The organism is Bordetella genomosp. 13, from assembly GCF_002119665.1.
GTDB lineage: Bacteria > Pseudomonadota > Gammaproteobacteria > Burkholderiales > Burkholderiaceae_B > Bordetella.
Genome location: NZ_CP021111.1, coordinates 5280942 through 5306000, shown reverse-complemented (window position 1 = coordinate 5306000; position 25059 = coordinate 5280942). Strand labels below are relative to the sequence as shown.

At 65.7% G+C, this 25059-nt stretch carries 18 protein-coding genes; 8 read left to right on the top strand and 10 right to left on the bottom strand.

The genetic code is table 11. From position 1 onward, the window contains the following. Window positions 1–3: 3 nt before the first annotated feature. The 9 genes from CAL15_RS23960 to CAL15_RS23920 are packed head-to-tail and all read right to left on the bottom strand — an operon-like array spanning window position 4 to window position 11645. On the bottom strand, window positions 4–2358 hold the full coding sequence (locus CAL15_RS23960) for a cellulase family glycosylhydrolase (RefSeq protein WP_086080789.1): 2355 nt from the start codon (window positions 2356–2358) through the stop codon (window positions 4–6). Next, window positions 2355–3716, bottom strand: a complete 1362-nt coding sequence (locus CAL15_RS23955; protein WP_086080788.1) for an O-antigen ligase family protein — start codon at window positions 3714–3716, stop codon at window positions 2355–2357. Before CAL15_RS23955 ends, CAL15_RS23960 begins: the two co-directional genes overlap by 4 nt. Beyond that, entirely contained in the window at window positions 3698–4687 is a 990-nt protein-coding gene (locus tag CAL15_RS23950; protein WP_086080787.1) for a polysaccharide biosynthesis tyrosine autokinase, read from the bottom strand. The genes CAL15_RS23955 and CAL15_RS23950 overlap by 19 nt, the downstream gene beginning before the upstream one ends. 13 nt (window positions 4688–4700) lie before the next feature. Then, window positions 4701–6086, bottom strand: a complete 1386-nt coding sequence (locus CAL15_RS23945; RefSeq protein WP_269768298.1) for a Wzz/FepE/Etk N-terminal domain-containing protein — start codon at window positions 6084–6086, stop codon at window positions 4701–4703. Window positions 6087–6117: 31 nt separating this feature from the next. Next, window positions 6118–7704 carry a hypothetical protein gene (locus CAL15_RS23940; RefSeq protein ID WP_157666731.1) on the bottom strand — a complete coding sequence of 529 codons (1587 nt, stop codon included), beginning with the start codon at window positions 7702–7704 and terminating at the stop codon, window positions 6118–6120. 14 nt (window positions 7705–7718) lie between these two features. After that, window positions 7719–8459 carry an SDR family oxidoreductase gene (locus tag CAL15_RS23935; protein WP_086080784.1) on the bottom strand — a complete coding sequence of 247 codons (741 nt, stop codon included), beginning with the start codon at window positions 8457–8459 and terminating at the stop codon, window positions 7719–7721. A gap of 2 nt (window positions 8460–8461) precedes the next feature. Then, window positions 8462–9796: an FAD-binding oxidoreductase gene (locus CAL15_RS23930; protein WP_086081270.1), complete on the bottom strand. Its 1335-nt coding sequence runs from the start codon at window positions 9794–9796 to the stop codon at window positions 8462–8464. After that, window positions 9793–10218, bottom strand: a complete 426-nt coding sequence (locus tag CAL15_RS23925; RefSeq protein WP_086080783.1) for a GtrA family protein — start codon at window positions 10216–10218, stop codon at window positions 9793–9795. Before CAL15_RS23925 ends, CAL15_RS23930 begins: the two co-directional genes overlap by 4 nt. After that, window positions 10215–11645 (bottom strand): UbiA family prenyltransferase, encoded by a 1431-nt coding sequence (locus CAL15_RS23920; protein ID WP_086080782.1) that lies wholly within the window; start codon window positions 11643–11645, stop codon window positions 10215–10217. Before CAL15_RS23920 ends, CAL15_RS23925 begins: the two co-directional genes overlap by 4 nt. A gap of 487 nt (window positions 11646–12132) precedes the next feature. On the opposite strand from CAL15_RS23920, the gene CAL15_RS23910 reads away from it, so the two are divergent. The 5 genes from CAL15_RS23910 (at window position 12133) to CAL15_RS23890 (ending at window position 17452) form a co-directional block, all read left to right on the top strand. Next, complete coding sequence (locus tag CAL15_RS23910) at window positions 12133–12831, top strand: response regulator (protein WP_086080780.1); 699 nt, start codon at window positions 12133–12135, stop codon at window positions 12829–12831. Window positions 12832–12886: 55 nt separating this feature from the next. Next, window positions 12887–14263: a sensor histidine kinase gene (locus CAL15_RS23905; protein ID WP_086081269.1), complete on the top strand. Its 1377-nt coding sequence runs from the start codon at window positions 12887–12889 to the stop codon at window positions 14261–14263. A 103-nt stretch (window positions 14264–14366) separates the two neighbouring features. Then, complete coding sequence (locus CAL15_RS23900) at window positions 14367–15371, top strand: Bug family tripartite tricarboxylate transporter substrate binding protein (RefSeq protein ID WP_086080779.1); 1005 nt, start codon at window positions 14367–14369, stop codon at window positions 15369–15371. Between the two features lie 123 nt (window positions 15372–15494). After that, entirely contained in the window at window positions 15495–15932 is a 438-nt protein-coding gene (locus tag CAL15_RS23895; RefSeq protein WP_086080778.1) for a tripartite tricarboxylate transporter TctB family protein, read from the top strand. Then, window positions 15929–17452 (top strand): tripartite tricarboxylate transporter permease, encoded by a 1524-nt coding sequence (locus CAL15_RS23890; RefSeq protein ID WP_086080777.1) that lies wholly within the window; start codon window positions 15929–15931, stop codon window positions 17450–17452. Before CAL15_RS23895 ends, CAL15_RS23890 begins: the two co-directional genes overlap by 4 nt. Window positions 17453–17632: 180 nt before the next feature. Here CAL15_RS23890 and CAL15_RS23885 read toward each other — a convergent pair whose 3' ends face one another. Next, window positions 17633–18802, bottom strand: coding sequence for a pyridoxal phosphate-dependent aminotransferase (locus CAL15_RS23885; RefSeq protein ID WP_086080776.1), 1170 nt, complete (start codon window positions 18800–18802; stop codon window positions 17633–17635). A 359-nt stretch (window positions 18803–19161) separates the two neighbouring features. Here CAL15_RS23885 and CAL15_RS23880 point away from each other — a divergent pair, with 359 nt between their 5' ends. From CAL15_RS23880 to rsmG, 3 genes are all read left to right on the top strand, one after another. Further along, window positions 19162–19368, top strand: coding sequence for a cold-shock protein (locus CAL15_RS23880; RefSeq protein WP_066124644.1), 207 nt, complete (start codon window positions 19162–19164; stop codon window positions 19366–19368). Window positions 19369–22475: 3107 nt separating this feature from the next. Further along, window positions 22476–24395 (top strand): tRNA uridine-5-carboxymethylaminomethyl(34) synthesis enzyme MnmG, encoded by a 1920-nt coding sequence (mnmG, locus tag CAL15_RS23875; RefSeq protein WP_086080775.1) that lies wholly within the window; start codon window positions 22476–22478, stop codon window positions 24393–24395. Continuing rightward, window positions 24392–25057, top strand: coding sequence for a 16S rRNA (guanine(527)-N(7))-methyltransferase RsmG (gene rsmG, locus CAL15_RS23870; protein ID WP_086080774.1), 666 nt, complete (start codon window positions 24392–24394; stop codon window positions 25055–25057). The genes mnmG and rsmG overlap by 4 nt, the downstream gene beginning before the upstream one ends. Window positions 25058–25059: the final 2 nt, after the last annotated feature.

Genomic DNA, 25059 nt, shown 5'->3' with positions numbered 1-25059 from the left:
ACATCACTTCGCGTTTCCCGGCATGCAGTCGGGCATCAGCGTACCGGCGCCGGCCGCGGCTTGGCCGGGCGGCAGCACGACCTCGTACCACGGGCTCGGCGGGGCCGATGCGCGGGCAGACAGATCCACGGCGACGGCATTGCCCTGGCGCCAGATCACCGTCTCGTCCAGGGCCTGGCCGCGGCGGCCGCGTCCGTCCAGCGGATAGATGGCTGCGGGGGCCGTGGCGCCGGACCAGCGCACGCACAGCGCCGGCCGCGACAGCCATGCCGGCGCGCTGGCGGTGCGGCTGCCGGATGGCTTGTCCATGCCGTCGGGGTCGGGCTCGAGTGTCCAGCGTCCGCTCTGGTTCTTGTAGCGCTGCAACTGCTTGGGGCGCGCCGGGAAAGATCCGGGCTGAGTGCCCACGGTGGAACTGCCCAGCGTCAGCAGCAGGTGCCGCGACTGCGCCACCGGCTGGCCGTCCAGCGGCGTCAGCACGATGTCGGCGGCGGCGTCGCCGTTGGACAGCGCGCGCGCCTGCAGGCCCGGCGCGCCGCGCCACTGCGAGTCCAGGTTGCCGATGACGCCTCGTACGTTCGGCGCGGCCAGCGTCAGGTAACCCTGCCTTGCGTCGAACACCGCCTGTTGCTGCGCGCCATCGGGCTGGGGCTTGTGCACCGGTCCCTGTGCCTGCGTGTCGACCGAGACGCGATGGCGCCACGCGTCGGCGGGCGTCACACCCAGCTGCCCGATGGCCTTCTCCAGCCCGCCATACTCGTTGGCCAGCGCGATGGCATCGCGCGCCTGTCGCGGCAGCGGGACCTGCAGGGACGTGCGCAGCGGCTCGATCCACTGCTGGCGGAATATCTGCGCGCTCTGGCCGGCCAGCGCGTACTTGCCCCAGTCCCCGCTCAGGGCGAAGTTGGTGGGCGCGTCGGGCCAGGTGTCGGCATCCAGATAGTCGTAAAAGAACAGTCCGTCCCAATCCTGCAGGGCAGCCACCGTCGCCACCACCGGCATGATCTCCGCGCCGCGCGGATTGGGGAAGGTGAGGTTGTACTCGCTGAGCACGAATGGCTTGGTGTGGTCGCGGCGGAACGACAGCGCCAGCAGGATGTCCATGTCGCCGCCCGTGGGCGACGTGCTGCGTATGGACCAGTCGGACTGCGCGCCATCGGGATGATCGATATAGCGGTGCTCGTCCAGGTAGTCCATGCCGGCCTGGGTATCGAAGTTCAGCACGCCGCCATAGACCATCTGCGTGCCGGTCACGGGCACGAGTTCCCCCGCGGCCTCGCGCACCACGTCGCGCATGCGTTCGACATAGGCGCGGTCGGTGTCCACCAGGAAGTCCAGGAAGTCGTGCAGCCGCAGCGCCTCGCCGGACAGCGACTGCATGGCGTCCGCGGGCATCAGCTCGTTCCAGCGCGCCCGCACGCGGTTGACGATGGAACCGAGCGTGCTGCGCGGCGCCGCCTCGTCCTGCGTCGGCAGCGCCACCACGCCGGACGCATCGGCGTCGCACACTTCCCACGCGCGGCAGGCCGCCGCGCCGCTGCCGTAGCGGCCCGCGAGCCAGCGGTTCCAGGCCTCGCGCAGCACGGGCTCATAGGCGCTGGGCAGCGCGTGCGTCTTCCATTCCTTGCGCATCCATGCGGCCAGCAGCGACGTCTCGTTGTGGATCTCGACCATGGCCAGGGCCGGGTTGTCCTTCAGCCGCAGCTGCTCGATGATCCGGCGCGCGAAGGTTTCCTGCAGCGCCGCCATGCGCGGGTGATAGACGTGCACCGACGCGCCGATCGGCATGCGGTTGTCGGGCGTATCGAAATCCAGCAGCCCATCGATCTCGGGCCGGAAGCGATAACTGACGTACAGATTCAGGTTGGTATAGATGCCTTCCCGGGCCAGCACGGCGATGAAGTTGCGCACGCGTTCCACCGCGGCGGCATTGAAGGTGGGGTAGGGATCCGGCGTAAGTATCCCGCGCGGCCTGTCGGTCTCGCGCCCCAGCCAGAAGTCCATGTGGTGCAGGCGCACGGCGTTGAACCCGGCCTTGCGCAACTGGCGCGCCAGCCGCATCGCCTCTTCGGTGGAAGGGAAGTTGGTCGAGAAGCTGAGACTGATGCCGAACAGGCGCACCCGCGTGTCGTCGTCGGTGCGCGGCCGGCCATCGGCCCCCACGCGGTAGAAGTGACCGTCGCGCGCCACGATGCGATCGGCCGGGCCCAGCGGCTGGTTCAGCGCGGAGCGGTCCGGCGCGCCGGCCAGGCCCTGCTCGTCCACCGTGAACTGGAACGGGACGGGCGCATCGGCCGCGCGCGCCGTCATGGTCAGCGCCAGCATGACGGCCAGTACTGCGGACCAGACGAACCTCATGCCGCGCCCGCCTCCGTGGCGCGCGCGGCCTGATGCGCACGCAGGCGAGACGACACCATGATCGAGGAGAAGATCAGCCACACGTACTGCAATTCGATGGCGCGGAACAGGATGGTCTCCGAGATATTGCTGACGAGGATCACGATGAAGAAGGCCCAGTGCAGCGCGGCCTCGGCCCTGTCGATGCGCATCAGGCGAAACAGATCGCGCGCATGCACCGCCACCAGGCCCGCCAGCAGCAGCAGGCCGACGATGCCCAGTTCATTCAGCACGTCCAGATAGCCGTTGTGCGCCTGCAGCGGCACGAATCCCATGAAGTCGGCGATGTACTGGGAAGGACCGCCCACACCCATCCAGAATGCCCCGTAGCCGGCGCCTTGCCACGGGTGGGCCGCCACCTGTACCAGCACGAGTTCCCAGATGTCCGTACGGCCCGTCAGGTCGGTGCTCTTGTTGAAGATGGCGGCCGCAGGCCCCATGAGTTCTTCCCAGCTGGGGAACCGGCCCTGCATGGCATGGAAGAAATGCAGCAGCAGCGCCGTGGCGATGGTCGAGCCCAGCAGAAGGATCAGCATGTTGCGCGGCGCGATATACCGGCGCGCCAGGAACAGATACAGGAACGAGCCCGCGCCCGCCACGATGATCGACGTCGTGCTCTTGGCCATGACCAGCATGAACACCGTGAACAGGCCGGCCCCCAGGCATACCTTCCAGCCGAGCTGGCCGTGGCGGAACTCGCGCAGCCACAGCAGCAGGCTGAAGGCGCACACCATGCCCAGCACGTTCTTGTGCCAGGTGATTCCGCGCCATGAGCCGCCCGTCACGTAGTCGACGCCCAGGCCCGGCATGCCCAGCGAGGCGAGCAGGCACAGCACCATCAGCACCGTGAAGGACGCCAGCACCGTGTTGGCGAAGCGCGCCATGTTGCCCAGCGGCGGCGCGATCGCAAGGCCCACCATGATGAGCCCCAGCAACTGCACGCTGCGTTTGATCGTGGTGACGGGATACAGCGACCACAGGCTGGAACACAGGCACCACAGCAGAATCAGCAACAGGAAAGGATTGATGGCCCGCAGATTGCGCACCGCCACCTGCCGATTCATCCACAGCAGCCAGCCCGCCAGCGCGAACACCGAACCGAACACCAGCTGCAGCAGCGAGGACCCTTCGGTGTAGGCGTCCATCGTGATCGACTCGGCGAACAGGCTCGTGGTGCGAACCAGCGGAAACACCGTGCAGACGGCGATGAGCAGCGTGATCGCGACGGACTGCAGGCGGTGGAACGCGTCGGGCCCCCCGGCCGCCGGACGCGGCGGCAGGTACACCCCGGACCGGCCGTTCAGCGACGTCCCAGCCATTTCCGCCACCGGGGCTGGGCTTTGCCGGGCGATCGTTCGGCGTCATGTCCGTTGTAGACGGAGCCGATCAATTGCGCGCCGGCGCGCCGCATGCGTTCCTGCACCTGGCGGAAGTCCTCGACCAATGTGGCGTCCTGGCGCACCACCACCAGGCACACGTCGGTCTGGCTGGCGATGAGCTGCGCGTCGGCCGATCGATTGGCCGCCGGGGTGTCGACCACGATCACGTCGAAGCTGTCCTGGAACTGGCCGATGAAGCGGCGCATGGCGGGGGCGCCCAGCATTTCCGTGGGATTGGGCGGGCGCGGCCCCGCCGACAGCACGTGCAGCAGCGGAAAACCGGGCACCGGCATGCCCGCGGCATGGGCGTCGCGCCCGGCCAGCATGGTGGACAGGCCAGGGCCTTCCTGCAGCTGGAACAGGTCGTTGCCCGAGCCGCGCAGGTCGGCATCGATGAACAGCACCCGCTGGCCCGACTGCGAATAGGCGATGGCCAGGCTCGCCGCGACGTACGACTTGCCGTCGCCGTCGTTGGCGCTGACGATGGAAATGGAGAAATTCGATTGGCCGTCCAGGCGCAGCGAGATCTCGGCGCGCAACTGCCGGATGGCCTCGGCCTCGCGCCCGAAAGGATCGTGGGCGATGGCCAGGCTGGCGCCCACGGTGGGGTGCGAAATCAGCGCGGTGGCATAGTTGAACTGTTCCGACAGCGCGATCTGCATGTCGCGCTCGGTGACGTAGCCGAGCTGGATGGCGGCCTCTCCGAAGCGCACGCCCGAGCGCTTCTGCAGCTCGATCACGGACTGCACCTGCTCGGCCGTCAGCAGTCCGGCGCTGACCAGTCGTTCGCCGAGCTTGCCTCCGCCCCCGGTGGGCTCGACGGTGCCGCTGGACGCCGCGGTGACGGGCTGCGCCGCGTCGTCTTCGCCGTTCAGGCGGCGCAATACGTTCGGCAGCTGATGCTGGGTCATGGGGTTTCCTGGACTAGGCCCGGCCGTCGGCGGCATAGCCGACGCGGCCGATCATCGGCGCGTCGCCGACCCTGAGGTCGTCCGGACTGCGCACGCGCCGGACGCTGAGTTCGAGCAGCAGCGCCAGCATCAGGCCGACCACCAGGCCGACCACCAGCCCCATCACCATGCTCTGCGTCTTGCGGGGCCGCGCGGGCAGGGTGGGCAATTCGGCCGGCCTCAGCACGGAGAGGTTGGGCGAGGTGATGTTGCTGGCCATCAGTAGTCCGTCGTACTTCTGCAGGGCCGTGTTGTACACCTGCTCCACGCCCGCCAGCTGGCGCTGGTATGCCACCACCTGGTCGCGCTGCCGCATGCGTTCGAGCACCTTGGCGCGCTGCGCGTCGATCTCGCCCTGCAGCGCGTCCATCTGCGCCTGCAGCCGCAGCGGTTCGCCGCGCTGCACCTCGATGGCGGCGCGCGCCTGCCGCGCGATGTCGGCGCGCAGCTGCTGACGCTCGGCGGTCAGGCCGCGTATGGTGGGATGATTGGCGCCCAGCGCGCCCTGCACCTCGCCGAGCTGGCGGTTCAGCATGGTGAGGCCTTCGCGCATGTCGTTGATGGCGATCACCTGGCCTACCTGCGGCAGGTCCTCCGGCCGCACGCCCGCGGCAAGTAGGCGGTCGATGGCCTGGGTGCGCGCCTGGGCCTCCTGCAGCTGCGTCTGCACCGCAAGCAGGGCCTCCATCAGGTCGTTCAGGCGGCGCGATTCCAGGTTGTCGGCCTGCTGCGCGTCGATGATCCCGGTCTCCTGCTGGTATTGCGTCAGCTTCGCCTGGATGGCCTCGATCTCTTTGCGCATCTGTTCCAGCTGCGCGTTGTATTGCTCTGTGCGGGCTCGCGCGCCGGACGTGGCCAGCTCCTGGCTGACCTGGATGTAGGCGTTGACGATGGCGTTGGCATAGTCGCGCGCCTTCTGCGGCGTCTCGGCGGAAAAGGACACGCTGAGCACGCGGCTGCTGCGCTGGCTGTTGACCTCGAGGTTGCGGCCGATGGACTCCACCAGTTCGTCATACTCATTGGTGCGTGCGCCGCCCGTATCGGTCCTGGGCGGCAACAGGCCCAGCGTGCGCAACATGCGCTCGGCCACGGCCTGGCTCTTGATCAGGTCGATCTGGGTCTGCATGTAGCTGTCGTCGAGCAGCGCCGAGAACGACCGGCCCGTGATGGGGTCGTTCTCTTTGTAGTCGATGACGATGTCGGCCGTGGAAGTCCAGACCCGCGGCATGACAAGCACCACCACCAGGGTGGCGAACACGATACCCAGCGTGACCCATGCCACCAGCCCGCGGCGGGCGGCGAGCATGGCGCGTATCTGGTTCAGGGTTAGCAGGCTGGAATCTGGCGACGACGCGTCCACAGGGCCACCAAGTGCGGGAAAAAAAGCGGGGTCATTTTAGCGGAGAGGTCATGACATGGCTGCCGCGCGAGGTCTCGCAATCGAGCCGCCACAGGTACAGCCGGTAATCGCCCTCGTCGTATGCACGGTTGTCATAACGGCTGAGGTTGTCGTGGAAAGCGACTTCCTCGTCCTGCCGCACGTCTATGTATGGTCCGCGGAACGTCGTCAGCCGCGGCCGCAATATTTCTATGCGGTGCGCGGCATAGCTGCCGGCCAGGGGCACTTCGTAGTCGAGCACGTACGAGATGCCCCGCGCGCACAGGTGCGGCCGCAGGTCGCCGCCGGCGCGCAGCAGCTTCAGGTACGCCGCATCGTTGACCAGGCCTTCCAGCTGATAGACGCTGCCCGCGTAGTAGTACGCGAACGAGCCGGCCCGATCCCCCATGGCGACCGGCGCCTTTCCCAACAGCGCCGCATGGCGCGCCAGGAATTCCCGGTTGATCTCGGCATAGTCGGCCGACCGGGGACGCAGGTTGTTGTATAGAAAGTAGCCGACGAGCACCAGCCCGATGGCCAGCGCCCACGCACGATAGCGGCCAGAATGGCACAGCCGGCGATCGACCAGCAATACGCCAGGCAGCGTAAACCACAGCAGCGGATAGCTGTACCAGGCCCATACCTGCCAGGAAGAAAAGAACAGCAGCTTGATGGTGCTGAGCGCCAGCCCGACGATGCCCGCCACGATGAAGCGCAACACCCTTCGGTCCGCGTCGGCGGCGCGTCCGGCCCATGCCGCGATCGCCAGCGCGAGCAGCGGCGCGATGAACAGCGCCACCTGCGAATTAAGTGTGACCAGGCCGTTGAGGTCGAAGCCGCTGCTGATCTGGCTGGCGTAGCGCTCGTTCCACTGCAGGCCGCCCAGCGACTTGATGGTGCCGGACACCGGCAGCACGGCGTCGAACAGCAGCTTGTTTATGCCGGCATACGCCGCCCCGCATGCCGCCAGGCCTGCCATGACGCGCATCTTCGCGCGCAGCGGAGCGGGCGCCGCGACGAGCGCCGGCAGCACGAACAGCGCGCTGTCCAGCCGCGTGCCGATGCACATCGCCGCGGACAGGAACAGCAGCCAGGCCCGATGACGCTCTACCCATCCATGCGTGGACATGCAGGCGGCCGCGAACAGCACGAAGGCGGGCACCAGCAGCGAGGTCTCCATGCCGTTCAGCGCGAAGCTGCGGACCACGTACCAGACCGCAAACGTGCAGAACAATGCCGAAGGCAGGCCGCGTATGTCGAACAAGCGCACGAAGGCGGCCAGTCCGAGGCCCACTACCAGTATCTCGAGCACGCGGAACGTGGCCAGTTCGAAACCGAACAACCATCCCGTGGCGGCCAGCACCAGCATCCATAACGGGTGATAGCCGTTGGTCGGCACGCCGGGCGTGAACTCGCTGTAGCCGTGCAAGGCCACATTGCGCGCCACCACGAAGTAGTAATAGGCGTCGTCCGACACACGCGGCAGTATCTGAGCCGTGCCCAGTACCGCCACGATGAAGAGCGAAGCCGCCACGAAGAACAGCGCCGGCACATAAGCCTGCATGCCGCCGCGCATCGGGGTAGGGGGAACTGAGTGCATGGGATGACCGGGTACTAGAACTTCATGCGCGAGAAAACGCGTTCGGGAATGAGCTGGATGATCGTCATGATGAGCCGCCATTTCCACGGGTACACCACCATGCGCCGCTTGCAATAGCCCTGGTAGACCAGCTCGGCCACCTGCTGCGGCGTGTCCGTCAGCGCCGGCGGCAGCTGCATGCCGGCGGTCATGCGCGTGCTGACGAAACCCGGCTTCACAGTCATGACCAGCAGCCCGTGCCGCGCATGCCGCTGCCGCAACCCGGACAAGCCTGCGCTGAATGCGGCCTTGGCCGCGCCATACCAGTAGTTGCGCGCCCGGCCGCGGTCGCCCGCCACCGAACTGATGCCGATCACCGCCGCCCCCGGCAGCCGTGCGGCGGCGTAGCGATGCGCGGCCATCTCCAGCAGGAGCATGGGGCCCGTGAAATTGGAATCCACCGTGCGCTGCACCGCCGGCGGATCCCGCTCGATGGCCTGCTGGTCCGGCATCAATCCCACCACCGAGATCGCGATGCCGGTATCGGCCGGCAAGCCGTCGAGGAACGCGCCGAAGCTCTCCGGCCGCAGCACGTCGACCTCGCGCGCCTGCGCGGCCACCCCGTATCGCACCGACAGGTCCGTCAGCCTGTCCTGCAGATCGTCGGCATGCCGAGCCGCCAGCACGATGGGGTGCCCCATGCGGGCAAACCGATGCGCCAGCGCCAGACCGATGTCCGAGCGCCCGCCAATGATGACTACGGTCAGCTTGTTCATGCTTACAACCCCAGTCGCTCGGACTGTGCCGAGGCGAAATGTCTGTCCAGCATCGCGGACGACCGGTAGCGGCGGTAAGCGTCCGCGCGCGGCTCGGTCTGTTCGAATAGCGTCCGCGACATTCTGGCATCCTTGGCCAGGTAGACGCGTCCGCCATGATCGGCGGTGATCCGGTCGAGCGAGTCCAGAAGGGCGAGCGTGTGCGGGTTCACCGGAAAGTCCAGCGCCAGCGTGTAGCCGTCCATCGGAAACGAGAAACGGCTGTCCTGCTGCCCCAGCAGCTTCAGCACCGCCAGGAAGGATCCGCTTCCGTGCGCCGACACGGCGGCCAGCAGGGCGGCCATCCCGCCGCGTGCGGCCTCGCGCGGAATCACGCACTGGTACTGCGCGAAGCCGCGCGCGCCATAGACGCGGTTCCAGGCGCCGACGGCGTCCAGGGGATAGAAGTAGCTGTCCCAGTCGACCAGGCGCGATGCGTTGCCGCGCTGTCCGGCGCGGAAGTACAGCTCGTTGAACGCGCCCATCGACATGCGATTCATCAGCGCGGCCGGGACATCCACCGGAACGTGCCACTTGCGACGGGCCGGCGTGCGCAGCGGCGCGTGCCGCCAGGCCTGGGGCAGTTCCTCGGGCAGCGCATGTTCGCCCAGGAACAGCAGCGAGCGTCCCATGGCGGCGCCGCGCGCCAGGCAGTCTATCCATGCGACGCTGTAGGTCCACTGCCCCGAGGCCTCGAACGCGTCCATCGCCTGCTGCAGGTTCATGGCCACGCGCGTTTCCTGGCGGATCCAGCCGGTGCGCACCGGCATCAGCTGCAGGCAGGCGCGAAGTATCACGCCGGTCAGGCCCATTCCGCCGCAGGTGTACTCGAACAGTTCGGCACGCTCGTCGCGTGAACAGCGTACGACTTCGCCATTGGGAAGCAGCAGGTCCAGCCAGAGCACATGGCGGCCGAACGCGCCCGATTGGTGGTGGTTCTTGCCGTGCACGTCGGCCGCGATCATGCCGCCGACCGTCACGAACTTGGTTCCCGGCGTCACCGCCGGGAACCAGCCGCGGGGAAGGAAGGCATCGATGATGTCGGCCAGCAGCACGCCGGCCTGCGCGACCAGCTGGCCGGTGGCGGCGTCGAAGTGCAGCATGCAGTTCATGCGCAACATCGATGCCGTCAGGCCGTCCTCGAGCAACGCGCAGTCGCCGTAGCCCCTGCCGTTGCCGCGCGGCGCCAGCCGTCCCTGCGGCAGCAGCGCCCGCAGTCCCGCCAGGTCGGCCGGCGTTTCCAGCCGGCACGAGGTCACCGGAAAGCGCCCCCAGCCCGATAGTGCGACGCGCGTCATGGCGCGGCCCACCGGGTGCGGAATACGTATTTGCGGTCGAGCCGGTATTTCACGAAATAGCCTATCGCCAAACCCAGCACCGCGCCCAGCTCGCGCATCGTGTGCGTGTGCCACACCAGCCAGAACAGGGTTTCGGCGCACCAGAAGATCAGCGTGGTCACCACACCCATCAGGGTGTACAGCGAGAACTTGCGGGCATGCGCCTGCAATCCCGCCTCGATATCCCTGAAGATCCAGCGTTTGTCCAGCACGTACTTCACCAGCAGCCCGGCCAGCGTGCCGAAGCCGACGGCCGCGGCATAGGCCAGCGGCGGATGCGCGGCGTCCGCCGCACCCAGCACCAGTCGCTGCACGCCCAGGTTGCACAGCGTCGCCACCACCGCGAACAGCGTATAGCGCGCGACCAGTTGCAGGCGCGTCATAGCAGGCTGGCCGCCAGCGCGATGGCCAGGATCACCGCGCCGCACGCAAGGCTGATGTGGTCCCGCACCGCGAACAGCACGGGGTCGTCGTCCATCATGCCGCGCTGCGTCAGCAGGATCAGCCGGCTGATCCAGTACAGCAGCACCGGGCAGACCAGCCACAGCAGGAAGGGGCTGCTGTACAGCTCGGCCACCGTATCGCTGTTGATGTAAAGCGCCAGCACCAGCACCGCGTTGTAGCCCGACGCCAGCGACATGGCCGTGATCACCGGAATGTCGCCCACCTCATAGTTCCGCCCCGAAAGCTTTTCCACGCCCGCGGTGCGGCTGCTCAAGAGTTCGGCCTGCCGCTTGATCGCGGCCAGCGAAAAGAACAGGAACACCGAGAACGCCAGCAGCCAGGGCGACAGCGGCAGCGACGTGGCCGCCGCGCCGGTGATGATGCGCAGCGTATACAGCCCGGCCAGCGTGCAGATGTCCACCACCATCTTGCGCTTGAGCGATATGGAGTAGGCCGTGGTCAGCACGCAGTAGCCAAGCAGGGCCAGCACCACCAGCGGCTGCAGCCACACGATGCACAACACGGCCGTCGCCGCCGCCAGCACCGCCACCATGACCGCACCGTGCGAGATAGGAATGGCCCCGCTTGCGAACGGCCTGCGGCGCTTGCGCGGATGGATCCGGTCGGAAGGAATGTCCAGTATGTCGTTGACGACGTAGACGGCCGATGCCGCCAGGCAGAACGCCACGAAGACCAGCACCGTGGCCAGCAGATCCGCCAGGGATATGCGGTGCGACGCCAGCAGGGGCAGGAATACCAGTACGTTCTTCAGCCACTGGTGCGGCCGCAGCGCCTTGCGGTACGCGCGCAGCGGCGCGGGGCCCGTGTCGATGTGCAGTGTGCGCGCCGTGGCCGCATCGACCCGCGCGCGCAGCGAGGCTCCGGCCCCGACCGTGATGGCCAGCCGGGCGCCGCGCCATACGGGCAGGTCCACGGCGGCATCGCCGACGTAGTCGTAGTTGCCGGCGCCATAGCGATCGACCAGGAACCGGGCCTTGTTGTCGCCGCTCAGGTTGCGGCTGCCGTCCGAACCATACGCGGCGTCGAAGCACTTCAGATGGGCGGCGATGCGATCGAGCAGACGCTGGTCGGACGCCGACACCAGCACCACCGCGCGTCCTGCCGCGCGCACCTGCTGTATCAGGTCCAGCACTTCCTGCCGGTACGGCAGGGTGGCCACGTCGGGCTCGTAGTGCTCGGCCAGCCTGGCCTTGAAGACGGCTTTTCCGCGGCTCAGCCCCACCACCGCCGCGGCCAGCGTGGCCGGGTGGCGCGTCGCGTGGTGGGCGATGTTCTCGTGGAGCAGGTCGGATTGCAGCAGGGTGCCGTCGAGATCGACGGCCAGCACGACCTTTGCGTCGCTCATGGGGGTGGTCCGAGGAAAGTCTCGCAGCGGCGGAACCGGCTGGAGCAGGGCAAGAAAAGCATCCACGAGGCACCGAGCGAACGAGGCGCATGTCTTCGGGCGATTCTATAGGAGACATGTGACTGTGGCGAGAAAACGGGGTGCCATCATCGGCCCGTGGTACACCTGGGCGGGGCGGAAACCCCGGCCGCCGGCGAGCCGCGCCTGTGGATAACTACAGTGAAGCGAAGTTGTGCACAGCGTGTGGACCTGGAATGAACAACAGCCGGCTTTCGCCACCCGCCGAAATGTTGTTCAACTTGTCCAGTTTCGCCAAACACGGTTCTTGCACAGCCGAAATCCGCGCCAAGCGCATGAAATAGAATCGGTTTTTCAGGTTGATGCAGTTATCCACAGGCCTTATCCATTACCAATCTTTTTATAAAGAACCTAGAAGAGAAAACATCAAGATGTCAGCCAGCCATCCCACCCCAGGTCGCTATCGCTCATGCGCATCCTCCTGATCGAGGACGAAGCCGAACTGGCGCACTGGCTGGCACGCAGCCTGGCGCGCCATGCCGGATTCGTCGTGGAATGGGCCAACGACGGCATCGTGGCCGAACGCCGCCTCGCCGTGGAAGAGTTCGACGCCGTGGTCCTGGACCTGGGCCTGCCCGGCATGGACGGGCACAGCCTGCTGGCCCGCATGCGGGCCCGTGACGACCGTACGCCCGTCCTGGTGCTGACCGCGCGCGATTCGCTGGCCGAGCGTATCGGCACGCTGCATGAGGGCGCCGACGATTTCCTGCCCAAACCCTTCGTTCTGGAAGAAGTCGAGGCGCGCCTGACGGCGCTGATCCGCCGCAGCCGCGGCCGCGATCATCCGCGGCTGTCGCTGGGCAACCTGGTGCTGGACACGGCATCGCAGCGTTTCGCCGTGGGCGGACATCCTCTGGCGCTGTCGCCGCGCGAACATGCGGTACTGCGCGTGCTGATCCAGCGCAGCGGCGAACCCGTGGGCAAGCAGCAGATCCTTGACCGCATCCAGCCGGACGACAGCGAAGTGAACCTCGAGGCGGTAGAGGTGCTGGTGCACCGATTGCGCAAAAAATTGGCAGGCACCGGCGTGCAGATCGTCACGCTGCGTGGCATGGGATACAGCCTGGAGACCGTCATTGAAGATTCCGCTGGCCGGCCTGCCGCGTAGCCGCACGCTGAAAACGCTGCTGCTGGGACGGCTGATCCCGGCGCTGGTCTGCGTGATGATGGTGGCGCTGTACCTGTCCAACCACCAGTTGCGCGAGCAAGTCGACAGCGCCTACGACCGGTCGCTTGCCGGCGCGCTGCGCTCTATCGACCACAACATCTCCACGGCCAGCGGCGGGCTGTCGATGGAGCAGCCTTATCTGCTGCTGGAATTTTTCCAGCTGACCGCCAATGGCCATGTGTACTATCGCGTGGCCACCGAGGACGGGCTGGCCGAAATCGGCAATCCCGACCTGCCGCTGCCGGACGATCCCCTGGTATCCGGAGAACCCCGTTTTTTCTATGCCGAGTACGACGGCGAGCCGGTCCGGGTGGCCGCGCTGGCCCGGGCCATGGAGCCGCCGCTTTACAACAATCGGGGGGGACGGGTCATCGTCCAGGTGGCGGAGAGCCTGGAAAGCCGTCAGGAGGTCCTCCAGAGCGCTTTGGTGAGCTCGGTAGGGCGGGACCTACTGGTGATCGCGATAAGCGTCCTGATCGTGATCTGGAGCGTTTTCAGCGCCCTGGAACCCATGGAACGCCTGCGCGAGGAAATGGAAGCCCGTCCGTCGGACGATCTGAGCCCGGTGAATCCCGCCGGGATGCCCGGCGAAGTGCGTCCCCTGATCGACGCCGTGAACCTGCACATGGCCCGGTTCACCGACCAGGCCCGGGTGCAGCGCCAGTTCCTGGACGACGCTTCCCACCAGCTGCGCACGCCGCTCTCGGTGCTGCGCACCCAGACGGCCTACGCGCTGCGCGAGGAAGATCCTGCCGAGATCCGGGCCGCCCTGCTGGCCATGCAGGAACGGCTGGACCATGCGGTGCGCACTACCAACCAGATGCTGGCGCTGGCCCGCGCCAAGGACGCGACGCTGTCCGAGGGCGCCGCCGCCTTCGAACCGGTAGATCTCAACGACCTGGCCGGCAGTGTCGTGCGGTCCCTGCTTCCGGCGGGCCGGGCGCGGCGCCTCGACCTGGGCCTGGACCTGCCCGGGCAGCCCGTCGTCGTGCACGGGGTGGGATGGCTGCTGCGCGAAGCGCTAAGCAATGTCCTGGACAACGCCATCCGCTACACGCCGGAAGGCGGGGAGGTGACGGTGCGCGTCGCGCGCGAGGCGCATTCGGCATGCCTGGTCGTCGAGGACAGCGGCCCCGGCATGTCGCCGCAGGATATCGAGCGGGCCGGCGTGCGGTTTCGCCGCGGCTCGGAGGGCAAGAACAAGTCCGGCGCGGGGCTGGGGCTGGCGATTGTGGACACCATCATCGACGTGCACGACGCCCGCCTGCACATCGAGAACCGTCCCGACCGGCAGGGTCTGCGTGTGGCCCTGGTGTTTTCCCTAGATTTGCCCCGGATTGGTGCGCCGCATCAGAAAAATGCACCAAGTTGAAAGGGTTCGGAAAGGGACGGTTTTGTACGGTGGCAGTCCAGCGGACCGGATGGCATAACGTCCGCCTCGACATACACCTACAAACCAGACGGAGACCGCAATCATGCAGATCCTGACGAAAGGCCGCCTTGGCGCGGTACTGGGCGCGTGCGCGCTGACTTTCCTCACCCTGGCGTCGCCGGCCCGCGCGGCCGACGAACCCCGCCGTCCCGAATGCATCGCGCCGGCGCAACCCGGCGGCGGCTTCGACCTGACCTGCCGGCTGGCCACCGAAGGCCTGAAGCAGAGCGGCGCTCTCAAGACCCCGATGCGCGTCATCTACATGCCGGGCGGCATCGGCGCCGTGGCCTACAACAACATCGTGGCGCAGCATCCCGACGAGCCGGGCAGCATCGTGGCCTACTCGGGCGGCTCGCTGCTGAACCTGGCGCAGGGCAAGTTCGGCAAGTACACGGTCAATGACGTACGCTGGGTGTCGGGCATCGGCACCGACTATGGCGTGGCCGTCGTGCGCGCCGACTCACCGTACAAAGACCTGAAGAGTCTGATGGACGCCTTCAAGGCCGATCCGACCAAGATCGTGCTGGGCGCGGGCGGCACCGTGGGCAGCCAGGACTGGATGAAGGCGGCGTTGACGGCCAAGGCTGCCGGCGTGGACTTCAAGAAGATGCGCTTCGTGGCGTTCGAGGGGGGCGGCGAGGCCGTCACCGCGCTGCGCGGCGGCCACATCCAGGCCTACATGGGCGATGCGGCCGAGGCCTTCACCATGCTGGAAGGCGGCGCGCCGATCCGCATCCTGGCGGTATTCAACGACCAGCGCCTGCCCGGCAAGCTGGCCGAGGTGCCGACGGCCAAGGAACAGGGCTACGACATCGTCTGGCCGATCATCCGCGGATTCTACGTCGGTCCCAAGGTATCGGACGAGTACTACCAGTTCTGGGTCTCGGCCTTCGACAAGATGATGGCGGCGCCCGAGTACGCCAAGCTGCGCGACCAGCAGGGATTGTTCCCCTTCAACAAGACCGGCAAGGAGCTCGACGACTACGTCAAGCAGCAGGTCAAGCAATACGCCGAGCTGGCCGACAGCTTCGGTCTCATCAAGAAGTAAAACCGCGCCGGCGCCGCGTCTCCGGTTGTAGAGCGCGGCAGCTGTGGCGCTGCCTGGCGCAGTCCGCCCCGTGCCGCTACGCGCGCACGGGCGCGTCGCGCGCCGACACCAGGAATCCTGATCATGAACGATCGAGTATTGGGCATCTTCGCCCTGCTCCTGGCTGCCTTCATCACGTGGGGCGGCTGGGATATCGAGGCGCCGTTCTCGTACGAACCCGTCGGTCCGCGCGCCTTTCCCATGCTGTTGGCGGTGATCATCGCGCTGTGCGGCCTGTGGCTCACCTTCAAGGGCGGCCACCAGGTGGAAACCAACACGGGCGGCGCGAATGGCCGCATCGCCATGATGGTGGCCTACGCGGCGATCTACGCGCTGCTGTTCCAGTGGCTGGGCTTCGTGCTGTCGACCGCGTTGATGACGGTCTTCGTCGGGCGCCTGTTCGGCGGCGGCTGGGGCAAGAGCGCCCTGGGCGGCGCCGTCATGGGCGTGCTGTTCTTCCTGTTGTTCGACAAGGTGCTCGACGTGGTCCTGCCCGCCGGCATCCTGGGAGGCCTGATATGAGCGGAATACTCGATCACCTGTCGATCGGCTTCGGCGTCGCCTTCTCGCTGACCAACCTGCTGGTCGCGGCCATCGGTTCTTTCTTCGGCACCATGGTGGGCGTGCTGCCCGGCCTGGGTCCGATCAACGGCGTGGCCATGCTGATCCCCATCGCGTTCGCGATGAACTTGCCGCCGGAAACCGCGCTGATCCTGTTGGCCGCGGTGTACGTCGGCGCCGAGTACGGCGGCCGCATCACCTCGATCCTGCTCAACGTGCCGGGCGAGGCCAGCGCCATCATGACGACGCTGGATGGTTATCCCCTGGCGCGCCAGGGCTTGGCCAGCGTTGCGCTGTCGCTGTCCGCATGGTCGGCGTTCTTCGGCGCCATCGTGTCGGTCACCGGCATCATCATTCTCGCGCCGCTGCTGGCGAAATGGGCGCTGGCGTTCGGCCCCGCCGAGTACTTCGTGCTGATGGTCTTCGCCTTCTGCTGCCTGACGAGTCTGCTGGGCAAGCAACCGGTGAAAGGCGTGCTGGCGGCAATGATCGGCCTGTTCATCTCGGTGGTGGGCGTGGACGCCAACTCGGGCGTGTATCGCTACACCTTCGACCTGGTGCACCTTTCCGATGGCATCGACTTCGTGGTGGTGGTGATCGCGCTGTTCGCCGTGGCCGAGATGCTAGAGATGCTCGAGAAGGTGGTGGGCGGGCAGAGCGTCGAGGTCAAACCCAGCGGGCGCAAGCTGTTCAACCTGGCGGAGATGGTGCTCACCTGGTGGAGCGTGGTGCGCAGCGCGTTGGTGGGCTTCGTTGTGGGCGTGCTGCCGGGGGCGGGCGCCAGTGTCGCGGCGGCCGTGGCGTACTCGCAGGAGAAGCGCATCATCGAGAGCAAGGATCCGGACGCCAAGTTCGGCAAGGGCGACATGCGCGGCCTGGTCGCGCCGGAAGCCGCCGCCACCGCATCGGCCATCGGTTCCTTCGTGCCCATGCTCACGCTGGGCGTGCCGGGATCGGGCACCACGGCCGTGATGATGGGGGCGCTGACGCTATACAACATCACGCCAGGGCCGGTGTTGTTCGACAGCAAGCCCGAGCTGGTGTGGGGCCTGATCGCCTCGCTGTTCATCGCCAACGTGCTGCTGTTCATCATGAACGTGCCGATGGTGCGCGTGTTCGCCAAAGTGCTGTCCGTGCCGGGCTGGCTGATGGTGCCGGGCATCCTGTGCATCAGCTACATCGGCGTGTACGCCATCAATGCGGGCACGTTCGATCTGCTGATGGTGGTGGCGCTGGGCGCCTTGGGCTACTTCCTGCGCAAGTTCGGCGTGCCGATGGCGCCGCTGGTGCTGGGCGTGGTGCTGGGCGACATGATGGAACAGAACTTGCGACGGGCGCTGTCGATGACCAACGGCGAATTGTCCGTGCTGTATGCAAGCGGAGTGTCGAAAGGATTGTGGATTGCCGCCGTAGCCGTGGTGGGTGTGCCGATGCTGATGCGACTGTTGCGCCGCAAGCGCGTGCAGGCAGTCGCGGGCTGACTTGCCTGGCTATACGTTGCAGGGGCCGCTGTGTGCGGCCCCTTTTTTTGCGTGGAATTTTTACCGCTCGCCGGTCGAAGGAGGTTGCATACGGGGCGGTTGTACGTTCCCGCCCGAGTGGTTTGCGTCGCGTTGAGGGGCGGCATGGACGTGCTTACGCGCCGTCCGTCCGGCGCCGCGTCACTTCAAGCGCATCAGTCGTTCGATGGCGCTGTCCAGCGTGGCCTCGCGCTTGGCGAAGCAGAAGCGCACGATACCGTGGTTGGAATCGGCCGCGTCGGGATCGCGATAGAAGGCCGATACCGGGATCACCGTCACGCCGTATTCCAGCGTCAATTCGCGCGCGAAATCGGCTTCGTTCAGCTGGGATATCTGGCTGTAGTCGGCCAGCAAGAAAAAGGTGCCAGGGCTCGGTAGCGGACGGAAGCGCGTCTGCGCCAGACCGGCGGCCAGGCGATCGCGCTTGGCCTGGTAGAACGCCGGCAGGTCCAGATAGGGTTGCGGATTCTGCATGTACTCGGCCAGCGCATACTGCATGGGCGATGGCACGGTGAACACCATGAACTGATGCACCTTGCGCAGTTCCGCGCTTAGCGCACGCGGCGCGCAGCAATAGCCGATCTTCCAGCCGGTGGTGTGGTACGTCTTGCCGAAAGACGAGATGACGAACGCGTGCTGCGCCAGCAGGGGGCGGCGCGCCACGCTGCGGTGCGGCTCGCCATCGAACACGATGTGCTCGTAGACTTCATCGGATACCAGCAGTACGCCGGTATCTCTCACGATGGACTCCAGTGCGTCCAGGTCGCTGTCCTGCAGCACCGCGCCGGTCGGGTTGTGCGGGAAGTTCAGCATCAACAGCCGCGTGCGCGGCGTGATGGCATCGCGCACGCGCTGCCAGTCGACACGGTGGTATGGGTCGCTTTCGGTGGGCGGACGCAGGGGCACGGGCACCGCCGTGCCGCCCGACAGGCGGATGGCGGGCAGGTAAGAGTCGTAGCAAGGCTCAATGACCACGACCTCGTCGCCCGTACCCACAGCCGCCAGCACGGTTGCCATCAGCGCTTCCGTGGCGCCGCTCGTCACGGTGATCTCGGTTTCGGGATCGTAGCTGTGGCCATAGAGCGACTGCACCTTGGCAGCGATGGCGGCGCGCAGGGGTGCGACGCCGGGCATGTACGGATACTGGTTGTGGCCCGCCTGCATCGCGCGCGAGACCATGTCGCACAGCTTGGGATCCGGATCGAAATCGGGAAAGCCTTGGCCCAGGTTGATGGCCTGGTGCTCGGTGGCCAGTCGGCTCATCACGGTGAAGATGGTGGTGCCCACGTCGGGCAGCTTGGAACGGATCATGGTGGGATGCGAAAAAGGGCGGTGGCGGGATGGTAACGCGGCCGCGACCGGGGCTAGTGGCGACCTCGTTGACTGAAAAAAGCTGCAGCGTCGCATGTTCGACCATTCTGCTACTTGAAGGGCTGATTGCGACATCCTGATAGGCGACTGAAAGAATTGCGACATTGGGGTAAACAACTATTTCTATCCCCTCAGCGGCGTGAGTATGCTGCCCCTGCAGTTGACTCAAGCAGTGCGCAAGCTTGGTTGCAGTTCCAGATTGGCCTACATGCCACTCCCCTGGGTTCACGCCCGCCAGGTGTTGGTTTCAGCGTCCTTGATTCACTTGCATTCGTTTTCATCATCAGGACGCTATACAAATGGCTCAAAAAGGCAAGGTCAAGTGGTTCAACGCGGATAAAGGCTACGGCTTCATCACGCCGGACGAGGGTGGCACCGAAGTATTCGCGCACTTCTCGGCGATTCAAGGCCGCGGCTACCGCAGCCTGAACGAAGGTCAGGAAGTCGAGTACGAAGTGAAGGATGGCCCCAAGGGTCCGCAAGCTGCGGAGATCCGTCCGCTGTAATCGCACGTTCGGTTTTACGCGGCTTTTGCCGCGTGCGCTACGCCCCACCGTTTGCACGAGTGGGGCGTTGTCATTTCCGGCTTGGATTTTTTCTTGACTTTTGTCCAGCCGCTTCGTCCCGATGCCTGTGGATAACTTTGGTGATTACTTTGCCGGGATTTACGGGCGGGCATTGCGGCCCTCAGGGTGGCCGGGGCAGGCATGTCGCGGTTTTGCACATTTGGCATGTACAGCAGTGTTGTGCTGGGGAAGTGAGGGCCGGCAGCCTCCATCGCGCAAAAATGGAATTTTTCAGCGGAAATGCTGGGGTCTGACACCATCTTATTGCTTTGTATGCCGCGATATGGCCCCTAGGTGGGATTTTGATGCTCTCCGGCGGCGCTGATGTGGAAAAGCATTCCTGCTGTCGGCGCCCAGAAGAGGCGTTGTTCACAGAAATATCCCCAAGCCTTTTTGCTTCCTCAGGGTCTTGTATTGCGTGCCCGAACACGGTACGAAGATGTGGATATCGTTGGGGATTGTGGCAGTCTGCGAACCTACAGCAGTCAGCCCCGGGGGCGCGCTGTCGGGTGTTGTCTCGGCCCGCCTGCTTCACTTCCGTACATGGACAATCACGCGCTATCGGGCGGACGGATGAGGCGCCCAACGGGAAAGGATTAGGGCGTTTCTCATCCTTAGGGTTTCACGTGGAACGACACAAAGCGTAGTGAGTACGTATGAAAATGTCACTATGGTCGTGAGTCTCGGCTAGGACGTTTGGATGAGCGAGCCGTGTACGCGAGTAATTCCGGAGCCGAATATATACGGGGACATATCGTTCCAGGCTACTGTGCGCGAACTTGTCGTATGCCGGCGCTGCCTGACTTGGAGTCCGGTCCAGCAGGTGCGGTGCGCTGAGGTGGCCTAGCGCGACAACCTGAGGTGGCAGCGGGACCGGCCGACCGGAAAGATCGGCGAGCGATTCTGCAAGATCTGTGCACCCCATCCAGGCGCCACAGGTTTCATCTACTCTGGCGCGGCGGTACACGGGCCGGCACGCTCGTATCACGGCATGGGCTTATGGGATATCGTGTCGCCGGGCCGATTCAGGTTGGGTACGGGACGCTGGGCGGCGGACCAACTGGAGACGGGTCCGCTGAACTCTGGGGCAACTGGCCTTCGGCTCTTCGGTATGGCAGACCGCGGATGCGGTTAGAGGAGGAGCAGTTCGCCGCTGCCCACCCGGACTTGGTGCCGATCTTACGTGCCCGGCTAAGGGATATGGCGCTGTAACCCCCCAGGAGGGCCTATTGGAAGTGGAAGGTGGCAACAAGATGCCCTGGCGGTATCCGCCATCATCCCCCGATTCGGTGGAGGCGTACCGTGGCCCGCGATAGCACATCGGTCGGTGGGTGAGGCGGTGAGGGGCAGCTCGTATTGCGCACAGTCGCGCTGATTGGCGCACCGCCAACGCCCCACAGCGAAGGGGCATTTGTCCGATACTGGCGGCGATCCTGCAATGGCGTCATCAGCTCGCTCGTTTGCAGACGGAGGTCTGCGCACTTAGGCTTCGTGTGGGCTGGGGCGCATGCGACTCCCCCGGCGCCCAAGGACGGCGGCACGTGCGGGCTGGGTGGCGTCGACGGCCGGCCGGTAAGTCACCTTCCCAGCGGCTGTGCGCAGCGAGCGCATCGGCATTCGACGGGGACCCTAGGCGCGTCTCCCACTGGAAGAAGGTCACTACCGCCCTTTCTCGCCCGTCGCCAAGTCGGTCCACCGCTGGCATTGTTTCACGTGAAAACACGGCGTCCATGTACTGCGTACTGGCGTCGCGAAGGTGGCCCGCCACCGCCTCACTCGCAGGCGTGTGCGTCTGCTGGCCGCCCGGGGTCAGGGCGGTTTCCATGGACCGCGGCGGTGTGTGCAGAAGCAGGGCCCGTCTCGGTACGTGGCCGTTCAACGGCGACAGGGCCCCTCGGTGCCCGTATGCCTCCATGCCAGTATTCCTGGCTCATGCGGCGCTGTCTGGCGTACGGCACGGAGGCACGCTGCGCGGGACGGCGGGTTTCTTCAGGGATCATCCATAGCGGCGCAGACAATCCACCGATAGCGCAGAAGACGGAGATCAGGGACCGCAGGACTGGTGGTGTCTAACAGCCCGGTTCCCCATGCGGGCTGCGAGCGGCCGGCCAGTGCAGGGTAGGGCAGTGTGCTACTCAGCGCAGATCGCCGTAGGGGCCGACCACCGGACCAGCAGTGCCCGGCGGCGGTATGCAGAGGAATGTCTCGGTACGCAGAGGAATGTCCAAGTGCGCAGAGGAACAGCCCAGTACGCAGACGATTGGCCCGGCGAACGGTTGGTTCTGCGCAGTTCGACACGAGCCTAATCGGCGGATGGACACATTCCATCTTCTTTCACTCACGCGTAGAGGCGCTGGACGCTGTATGCGCCCCGCGCACCATCGCGCCAAGCCCGCCTGGCGTGACGGTGATGATGCCGCCGGCTGTCACGCTGGCCATTCCGGCGCTGGCACCGAAGCCAGTGCGAGTGGGTTTGTATACCAACTGCCTTCCTGAAGGCGGCTCGAGGTCCGCAGGTCGCGTGGGTTCTGACGTCCAGAGGTGCAATTTGCGTGGTATTCGCGCCTGGATTCAACGGCACGGCCCCTCGCTTGCTGATGCCGTTGTCCATCAGCCCGCACGCTACCTCGCTTATCCAGGCGGACACGTATGCGTACCCACTCATGCATAAGACGCGGGGCATCGATGTGCGCGGCCGGCAGTTATGCGTTACGGCCTACAACTGCTTGGTGGGAGCGTTGTCGACCGAGAGTACAAGCCTCCATACCCCCGTAGCCGGTCATGTACCTGGCAGGTAAAACGGATTGAAGCTGTCTGTCGGGAGGTGTCGAAGCCGCTGCTGACCGCTATCTAGCCGGCACGGGCATGACGCGTACAGGTTCGGCCGCACCCTTGGCCCTCCTGTCGGTCATGTTCCACGTGAAACATCGATTTGTGTAGCAGGGACGCACCACGGTAGGCGACCCAATGGCCGATCGGGCTGTTTCACGTGAAACATCCAACCGCTGCGCCTATAATGAGCAACGAGCTCTTTATCTCTGCCCATCATGGATTTCCCCCGCGAATTTGATGTGATCGTCGTCGGTGGCGGTCACGCTGGCACGGAAGCCGCCCTGGCTTCCGCACGTACCGGCGCCTCTACCTTGCTTCTCACCCACAACATCGAAACCCTTGGACAAATGTCCTGCAATCCCTCCATCGGTGGGATAGGGAAGGGCCACCTGGTGAAAGAGGTGGACGCGTTGGGTGGCGCGATGGCGATTGCCACCGATGAAGCCGGCATTCAATTCCGCATCCTTAATGGATCAAAAGGACCGGCCGTGCGTGCGACTCGTGCACAGGCGGATCGAGTCCTGTACCGCAAGGCGATTCGAACTCGTCTGGAGAACCAACCCAACCTCTGGCTGTTTCAACAGGCCGTCGACGACCTGATGGTCGAAGGCGACAAGGTCGTCGGAGCGGTGACGCAGATCGGACTGAAATTCCGCGCCCGGTCGGTGGTGTTGACGGCGGGAACGTTCCTCAACGGGCTGATCCACGTCGGCCTGCAAAACTACTCGGGCGGACGCGCGGGAGACCCACCCGCAATATCTCTAGGTGCGCGACTGAAGGAATTGCAGCTTCCACAGGGCAGGCTGAAGACCGGTACGCCGCCGCGTATCGATGGTCGTACGATCAACTACAGCGTGCTGGAAGAGCAACCGGGCGACCTGGATCCGGTGCCGGTGTTCTCGTACCTGGGTAGCGCGGCCATGCATCCTCGCCAGTTGCCTTGCTGGATCACGCATACCAACGCGCGGACGCACGACATCATCCGCGGCGGCCTGGACCGGTCGCCCATGTACAGCGGCGTGATCGAAGGAGTCGGCCCGCGTTACTGCCCGTCCATCGAAGACAAGATCCATCGGTTCGCGGACAAGCAATCCCACCAGGTTTTTCTCGAGCCCGAAGGCCTGGACACGCACGAGGTCTATCCGAACGGGGTATCGACCAGCTTGCCGTTCGACGTGCAATACGAACTGATCCGTTCCTTGCCGGGGCTGGAACAGGCTCACATCCTGCGACCGGGCTACGCGATCGAGTACGACTACTTCGACCCTCGCGGCCTGAAGTCCACGCTGGAAACCAAGGCCATCGCCGGACTCTTCTTCGCCGGTCAGATCAACGGCACCACGGGTTACGAAGAGGCGGCCGCCCAGGGTCTGCTCGCGGGGGTCAACGCCGCCTTGCAGGCACGTGGCCAGGAGCCCTGGACGCCGCGACGCGACGAAGCCTATCTCGGCGTGCTGGTCGATGACCTCGTCACGCGCGGAGTGACCGAACCCTATCGCATGTTCACCTCGCGAGCGGAATATCGACTGAGCCTGCGCGAGGACAATGCCGATCTCCGCTTGACGGACATCGGCCGCAAGCTCGGCCTCGTCGATGACTTGCGTTGGGACGCATTCAGCCGCAAGCGCGACGCGATCGAAAGCGAACTGCAGCGCCTGAAGTCCACATGGGTCAATCCGCGCCTGCTGCCGGCCGAACAAGCCGAAAGTTTGCTGGGCAAGGCAATTGAACGTGAGTACTCACTATCAGACTTGCTGCGGCGGCCCAACGTCAGCTACGCAAGCCTGATGGCCGCGCGCAAGGATGACGGCGAATTGCTTGCGGGCCCCGGCCTGGTGAACGACGAGGTCCTCGCCGAGCAGGTCGAGATCCAGACCAAGTACGCAGGCTACATCGCGCGACAGCAGGACGAAGTGCAGAAGCACGCGGCCCACGAGCAGCAATCCCTGCCCGCCGATCTGGACTACGACGCCGTTACCAGCCTGTCCTTCGAAGTGCGACAGAAGCTCAAGGCGCACCGACCCGAGACCATCGGGCAGGCGGCGCGCATATCAGGCGTCACGCCCGCCGCGATTTCATTGCTGCTGATCCATTTGAAGCGCTTGCAGTATGGCGCACGCAAGCAGGCGGCATGAATCCACCCGATACCATGACCGCCGACGCTCTGGGTCGGCTGACCGCTGCTTGTCGTCAGCTGGAGCTGGAGGCCGAGCCCGTCCGCCTCGAATTGCTGCTGCGCTATCTTGCCCAGCTGCAGCGCTGGAACCGCACCTACAATCTCACCGCGATCCGCGATGGAGAACAGATGCTGGTGCACCATCTGTTCGACAGCCTGGCCGCGGTGCGTCCCCTCGAACGCGCCCTGGGCCCGCAGGCCACACTGATGGACGTGGGTTCGGGCGGCGGACTGCCCGGCGTGGTCCTGGCCGCCATGCATCCTCGATGGAACGTCACCTGCGTCGACGCCGTGGACAAAAAAATGGCGTTCGTGCGACAGATGAGCGGCGCGCTGTCGTTATCCAATCTGCAGGCTCGGCATGCACGCGTGGAGACAATCGAGCCGGCGAATTGCGACGCGGTCGTCTCGCGCGCCTTCGCCTCGCTGGCCGACTTTGCCGAGCTGGCGGGGCGCCATGTGCGCGAAGGCGGCGACCTCGTCGCCATGAAAGGCAAGACTCCCGAAGCAGAAATCGACGCTCTGCATGCCCAGGGCGCCTGGCAGGTGCAGCGCATCGAACCGTTGACCGTGCCCGAACTGGATGCCCAGCGCTGCCTGGTCTGGATGCGCCGTCGCTAAGG

What these genes read in the sequence shown, in the direction of transcription:
- CAL15_RS23960 (WP_086080789.1), bottom strand. Translation starts at nt 2,358, where the DNA reads ATGAGGTTCGTCTGGTCCGCAGTACTGGCCGTCATGCTGGCGCTGACC.
- CAL15_RS23955 (WP_086080788.1), bottom strand. Translation starts at nt 3,716, where the DNA reads ATGGCTGGGACGTCGCTGAACGGCCGGTCCGGGGTGTACCTGCCGCCG.
- CAL15_RS23950 (WP_086080787.1), bottom strand. Translation starts at nt 4,687, where the DNA reads ATGACCCAGCATCAGCTGCCGAACGTATTGCGCCGCCTGAACGGCGAA.
- CAL15_RS23940 (WP_157666731.1), bottom strand. Translation starts at nt 7,704, where the DNA reads ATGCACTCAGTTCCCCCTACCCCGATGCGCGGCGGCATGCAGGCTTAT.
- CAL15_RS23935 (WP_086080784.1), bottom strand. Translation starts at nt 8,459, where the DNA reads ATGAACAAGCTGACCGTAGTCATCATTGGCGGGCGCTCGGACATCGGT.
- CAL15_RS23930 (WP_086081270.1), bottom strand. Translation starts at nt 9,796, where the DNA reads ATGACGCGCGTCGCACTATCGGGCTGGGGGCGCTTTCCGGTGACCTCG.
- CAL15_RS23925 (WP_086080783.1), bottom strand. Translation starts at nt 10,218, where the DNA reads ATGACGCGCCTGCAACTGGTCGCGCGCTATACGCTGTTCGCGGTGGTG.
- CAL15_RS23920 (WP_086080782.1), bottom strand. Translation starts at nt 11,645, where the DNA reads ATGAGCGACGCAAAGGTCGTGCTGGCCGTCGATCTCGACGGCACCCTG.
- CAL15_RS23910 (WP_086080780.1), top strand. Translation starts at nt 12,133, where the DNA reads ATGCGCATCCTCCTGATCGAGGACGAAGCCGAACTGGCGCACTGGCTG.
- CAL15_RS23905 (WP_086081269.1), top strand. Translation starts at nt 12,887, where the DNA reads ATGATGGTGGCGCTGTACCTGTCCAACCACCAGTTGCGCGAGCAAGTC.
- CAL15_RS23900 (WP_086080779.1), top strand. Translation starts at nt 14,367, where the DNA reads ATGCAGATCCTGACGAAAGGCCGCCTTGGCGCGGTACTGGGCGCGTGC.
- CAL15_RS23895 (WP_086080778.1), top strand. Translation starts at nt 15,495, where the DNA reads ATGAACGATCGAGTATTGGGCATCTTCGCCCTGCTCCTGGCTGCCTTC.
- CAL15_RS23890 (WP_086080777.1), top strand. Translation starts at nt 15,929, where the DNA reads ATGAGCGGAATACTCGATCACCTGTCGATCGGCTTCGGCGTCGCCTTC.
- CAL15_RS23885 (WP_086080776.1), bottom strand. Translation starts at nt 18,802, where the DNA reads ATGATCCGTTCCAAGCTGCCCGACGTGGGCACCACCATCTTCACCGTG.
- CAL15_RS23880 (WP_066124644.1), top strand. Translation starts at nt 19,162, where the DNA reads ATGGCTCAAAAAGGCAAGGTCAAGTGGTTCAACGCGGATAAAGGCTAC.
- mnmG (WP_086080775.1), top strand. Translation starts at nt 22,476, where the DNA reads ATGGATTTCCCCCGCGAATTTGATGTGATCGTCGTCGGTGGCGGTCAC.
- rsmG (WP_086080774.1), top strand. Translation starts at nt 24,392, where the DNA reads ATGAATCCACCCGATACCATGACCGCCGACGCTCTGGGTCGGCTGACC.